4 protein-coding genes and 1 pseudogene are annotated in these 5343 nt (G+C 56.8%); 2 read left to right on the forward strand and 3 right to left on the reverse strand.

The genetic code is table 11. The features are described 5' to 3' along the window. Positions 1-193 (reverse strand): annotated as a pseudogene (locus AC1DUU_RS21840) (hypothetical protein); the annotation flags it as partial. 785 nt (positions 194-978) lie between these two features. Here AC1DUU_RS21840 and AC1DUU_RS21845 point away from each other — a divergent pair. Beyond that, positions 979-1428, forward strand: a complete 450-nt coding sequence (locus tag AC1DUU_RS21845; protein ID WP_476785488.1) for a YcbK family protein — start codon at positions 979-981, stop codon at positions 1426-1428. Between the two features lie 235 nt (positions 1429-1663). Further along, complete coding sequence (locus tag AC1DUU_RS21850) at positions 1664-2035, forward strand: nuclear transport factor 2 family protein (RefSeq protein ID WP_476785485.1); 372 nt, start codon at positions 1664-1666, stop codon at positions 2033-2035. A 1770-nt stretch (positions 2036-3805) separates the two neighbouring features. On the opposite strand, the gene AC1DUU_RS21855 is transcribed toward AC1DUU_RS21850, so the two are convergent. Together AC1DUU_RS21855 and AC1DUU_RS21860 are read right to left on the reverse strand one after the other, a co-directional pair. Continuing rightward, positions 3806-4171, reverse strand: coding sequence for a hypothetical protein (locus tag AC1DUU_RS21855; protein WP_476785486.1), 366 nt, complete (start codon positions 4169-4171; stop codon positions 3806-3808). 601 nt (positions 4172-4772) lie between these two features. After that, entirely contained in the window at positions 4773-4994 is a 222-nt protein-coding gene (locus AC1DUU_RS21860) for a hypothetical protein (RefSeq protein WP_476785487.1), read from the reverse strand. Positions 4995-5343 lie beyond the last annotated feature (349 nt).

Genomic DNA, 5343 nt, shown 5'->3' on the forward strand with positions numbered 1-5343 from the left:
AAAACGAACCTTCCGACGTTATCGCCTTATTGGCCTCCGCATCGAGGCCTTCTTCAATGGGGATCGTGAACCCATCTATCTCAAGGTATTCAAGGACCGTCGCGCGGTGCTTCTTGGGACGGGTTTCCGTCATCATCTGTTGATCGAAGTCGTAGCGGTGCCATTCGTCGACATCCGTCTCATCGACGGGCATTGGTCGCGACGATGCGCAGCGACTCAACTGGCCAGGAGTCGGCCTGCAAATGGTGGGATCCCGATTTCATAAGAATCAACCCCGAGCTCACGCAGCCGATCATCCTACCCCGCCCATACTCCCGAAAGAACCGCTGCAGCTTCGCCGGGCCTCACCCACCCTTCGCCTTTGCATAAGCGTTTCCGCCCCCCATCAGCCGAAGCAGGTCCTCGTATTTCGCGCCGCACCGGTCGTAGACGCTAAGGTTCTGGTTTTTGGTGCATCCGGCGCGCGCGACAATCTCATCGAGCAAGTACGCCAGCGTGCGGTCTCCCCCAGTTCGGACCATGGCGTCTCTGTCGTATTGCTTCCACATCCCGCACTTCTCGCATGAGACGATGACCTTATCGGAGGGGTATTCGGACAGCATAGTCATAGGAACAAAATAGGAACAAATGCCTTGCGGAGTCAATTCATATCAGGCTGACGTATGGCGCTTGGGCGAGCCGACCCTTGGATGCTCACTCCAGTGTTCGCAAAGTGACCTCTGGGTGGACGAGGATCAAAGCGCCGGCCCGGCGCGGAGTGGATTTTTCTGCCCTAACGGCAAGCGCGATCACCTGCCGAATTCGGGGCGACCATCGCAGGAAAGATGCAAGCACTTCCAACCCCTCGTTGCCACAATTGAGCCCAATTCGATGCAACTAATGAGGGTGCTTCCTGACTTTCTGGCACTTTGGAATGGCAACTCGACCTGGAGTTCCCCAATGCCTATGTCCACAGCTACAACACTTGCTACTGGCGTCATGATCTGCGGTCTGTCCGTCGCCTCGCTATACGCAAGCCAGGCTCCGGAGGCTCATCACCCAAGAGGCCTTCAGGATCTCACTCCCGATTTGGAGAGCAAACTTGAAGTCGCCTACACCAAGCAGACCGACAATGTCAGAATCAACTGCTTTCCAGCCCAGCTCAGCGCTGTGCTGGCAATCTTGCACCGAAGATTTGGAAAACGGCCTGTCGTGACCTCAGGCTATCGTCCGAGGTCGGGTCGCTCCATGCACGCGAAATGCAAAGCTGCCGATATCAGAATTCCGGGCGTCAACCCGGGCCAGATTGCCAGCTACGCTCGCAGTCTAGATGGAATAGGCGGTGTCGGCACCTACTGCAGCACGGGGATCGTCCACGTCGATGTGGGACCCCGGCGCGACTGGCACTTCTGCTCGCGAGCGAAAAAGGTTGCGTCGCTACGGCCCTGAGATGGCTTGTGGTTTTCCGGAAGCGGCGGCGGCGCGGTATGGCATGCGACCGTGACGGAGGTGCTAGTGCCTTGATCGCAGGAACGGCCTGCCAACTGAGGTTGGACAGGCCGTTCCTGCGGCGCCTGGAGACCTGCCGGCGCACCGGCGCGCGCCTAGCGATAGTGCCAGCCAAGGAACTTAAAGGCCAGCCAGCCCGTCAGCCGACAGGCCCCATTTCAGAGGAGGCGAAGCGATGAACATTCGAACGACACTGACGGAGCTTTGTGACGCCTTCAACGCACACGACCTGGATCGCATCATGGCGTTCTTTTCTGACGATTGTGTTTTGGAAATGCCGAGAGGAGACAAGCCGTGGGGGGCTCGTTTTGAAGGCAAGCGGAACGTACGAGAAGCGCTGGCAGGACGCTTTGCAGGTTTGCCCGATGTCCACTACGGCAACGATGAGCATTTTGTGGATGTAAATGCCAATACTGGCATCTCAAAATGGACCCTCACTGGGACCACCCCCGAAGGGGTGAGAAAGGAGGTCCAAGGTTGCGACTTCTACACGTTTCGCGACGGGAAGGTGAGCCGCAAGGACTCATATTGGAAAATCGTAGAGTAGCGCCTGCCCCCCCCCAACCCGCGCAACACAGTCAATGTTACAAAGGAGGCTTACATGACCAAGATAGCTCTTGCATGGCTAGCAGTCCTTATAACTATCACATTGGTTTACGCAGGCAGCGGTTCAGGGAGAGAGTGCCATGAAGTAAATGGTCGCCAATCTTGCGTTAAGACGAATGACACTGAAGGACGTTGAAGAGTTGCTTGAACGTTGAGGCGGCAGTGGGGCCTCTACCCGGTCATCGAATTGCGCGACGCGTAGTCGGGCGCCAAACGCATGACAGCCCCGCCACCTTTCGGCAGCGGGGCTAGGGATGGGAGAGTGGAGAGTTCAACTCTGTCAGGCTAACATGAGTCGCTGAAAGGGAAAACGGTCACGGCGGCCTGCCTTTGTGCGTCAATCGCCAGATCGGCGAAACCGAACGGCCTACGGCAGCCTTCTTCCAAAAGGAGCGATCGCCATGGCAGTTATGGTTTGTGACTAAGCAGGAGACGAACGCGGCACCTGGCAAGCCGTGTTCGACGAGTTCTTCAACTCGCCCGCCCCAACTGGCTTCACAAGTAGGCGCGTGAAAGTCTGTCCCTCTTGTTCATCACCTCAATATTTCGACGCTGGCAATGCAACCAAATCGGGCCAAGAATAAAAAAACCGGCACTAGTAGGGTGATGACGGCGGGCGAGACACGATAACTCAGGCGGCCACAACTGAAATCCTGATGCCCCGACTGCAGAAAAGGCGCCTGCGAACCTTCGCGGAAGTGCCGTTCAGGTGCGGCCTTGGTGCCGATCTTGAATAGGAAAAAGGCTGCACATATTGAATTGAGGCTGCCGCCGTCATCGGCGCCCGCCTTTCTAGAGCGCAACCTTTCGTTCGACTTGGAGGATCTGATGAGCGATCAAACATTCGACAGGAAGCAATGCGCAGTTCCGGCTGTCCCGGTGTCCGCCTTTGACTTTGACGTCTTAAAGAGCGCACTCCGCCAACTTGCGGCGGAAGAACATGATCCAGCTACGCTTCGCTATAGGGCATATCAACTGGCCATGGATCTATGCCCCGGTCACGTGTTTTCCGACGAAATGATCGATGCGCTCACAGCCGCGGCACAGGGGGGCAACCGGCMGGCGAACCATAGCTGCTCTCGCCTAGAGGCCATTCGTGGCCTGCTATTTTGCTGAAAAAACCTGCCGGCCCCCTCGCCGACAGGCCCATTCTGAAGCGCGTAGGAGGGCGGGGACGCGCTCCGCGGACTTTCGAAGACCCACCAGATGGATCTCCTTGATGGGCGTTCTGAAAGGATAACACCACGCCCATGCAGCTCCGCTCATCAAAACGTCTTTCGTTCAAATCAGGTTCCACAAAACAGAAAAAGCCCCACTACCTTTCGGCGCGGGGCTCTTGATTGGTCAGGCTTAACGGACGCGGAACTGGGTACATCTCCGCCAAGCTAGGATGGACCGACAGGGTTAGTGGGCATGGTCAATCCATTGAGCTAATTGCATACGGTGGAACGGGAGCGCAAGATTGCCGTGGGTTGGCGGGGTAGAGTGCCGGCGCGACGCCTTACATCCTACAAGAGAGCATTGCGTCGGTATCCCCCCGCCCCCCAGGCACACCCAAATGCCGCGCGTGATGCAAATGCCTGCTTGGAAGAACCGTCCGAGCAGGCATTTGTCTGAGCCTGAACGCGGAAAAGCCCCGCCACCTTGCGGCAGCGGGGCGATCATATTGCAGGATTGCGGCGCAAGCGGGAAAAATGGGTAGCTCCAAGCCCTATGCTGGCGTTCTTAGCGCCACGATTAATTGGGCAACGCGAACCGTAATGAGCAAGTGCATGGCAATGACGACGAGTTGGAGAAGCATCCCGCGCTTGGCTTTGGATAGCTTGTAGAGGCCATCCAGCAAATTGAGACCGAATAGCACGACACCCAAGGCCGCGACGAAATAGCCCGCGATGCTCAGATCTATCGTGCCCACCACATGGATGGAAGCGGTATGCTCCAGGGCATTAATGCCAGCGGCTATACGAGCGTAGCGACGACAACATTGCGCGCATGGCGAAACACCTCCTCTAGACCACCTTTCGTCAAAGAGGGCTGTCTTGATAGTATTCAGCACTTGGCAGATGCTCTGGCGCACGCTTCACCCAAGACATCGAGCGAGATATGCAACCATGCTGTCGATTGTCCGGTCGCACATGTTCTTGATATCGTAGGCAACTGCTGGAGCAAACTCATTTTCCGAGACACCGTTGCTTCTTCCTAGGCCTTGGCCAACAATGGTTACGGTCGAGGCCGACCTGTGATGGCATCAGGCTTCGGCGGCGGCTGGGCCAGAGCGTTCCGTTCCCAGATAGGCAAAAAGGACCGCGCCATGTCGATGCGCATCAATCGCCTCTGGCGATAGCGAAGCCGCAAGGGCCACGGCAGTCTTTTTAAGGAGATCGCCATGGCACTTATGGCTTGTGACATAGCAGGAGACGAACGCGGCACGTGGCAAGCCGTGTTCGACGAGTTCTTCAACTCGCCCCGCCCCAACCGGCTTCACAAGTGGGCGCGCGAAAGTCTGTCCATCTTGTTCATCACCTCAATATATGGGCGCTGGCAACACAACCAAATCGGGCCAAGAATACAAAAAAACCCCGCCACTCATAGGACGGTGACGGGGTAAGCAATCTGCCCAACGTTCAGTTAGCAGGCGCTAATTAGCACATGCCGACCGAGTGGCAAAGCAGGCAATCCTACTGCCTCGCCAGTGGCGCCGGCTTGCCATGGCTCTCCCACATGCGATCGATACGAAGGTTGGTGTCTTCGACGGCGGTCTTAACCGCGCCAATGGCCTCCATCACTTGGTCGGTCGCTTCGCGGTGCCCCTGCTTGCTGACGTAGGTCTCAGCAACATGGAGCTTGTGGTCAGCAATCTTGCCGAGTGCCGCGTCTGCTTTGTCTTCGGCAATCTTCACCTTGCCTTTAACCCTGCCCCACGCAAACCACGTGGCGCAAGCTAAGCAGCGCTAAAAGCCCTATCAATCGGGTCGCACCGCCGATTGGCTGAAGATCAAATGTATGGCTGCAAAAAAGCGGCGCGTCTGGAAACGCAAATTCAGTTCTAAGCGGCGTGGAGTGGAGAGGCGAGCCCATCAAGCTGCGTAGGTAATGTTCATCGTCTCGAAAATAATCGGCTTTCCAGTCGCCTGAGCACKATCCAATACGGCGCTTTGGATGTCTTCGAGGGCAACGTTTTCGCCTGGATTTTCATTTTGCACTCGCGCCGCAATCTCAATCACATTGATCGGATGAGCGGTCTTGAGC

This window comes from Aminobacter sp. P4_H6_2 (assembly GCF_056400805.1).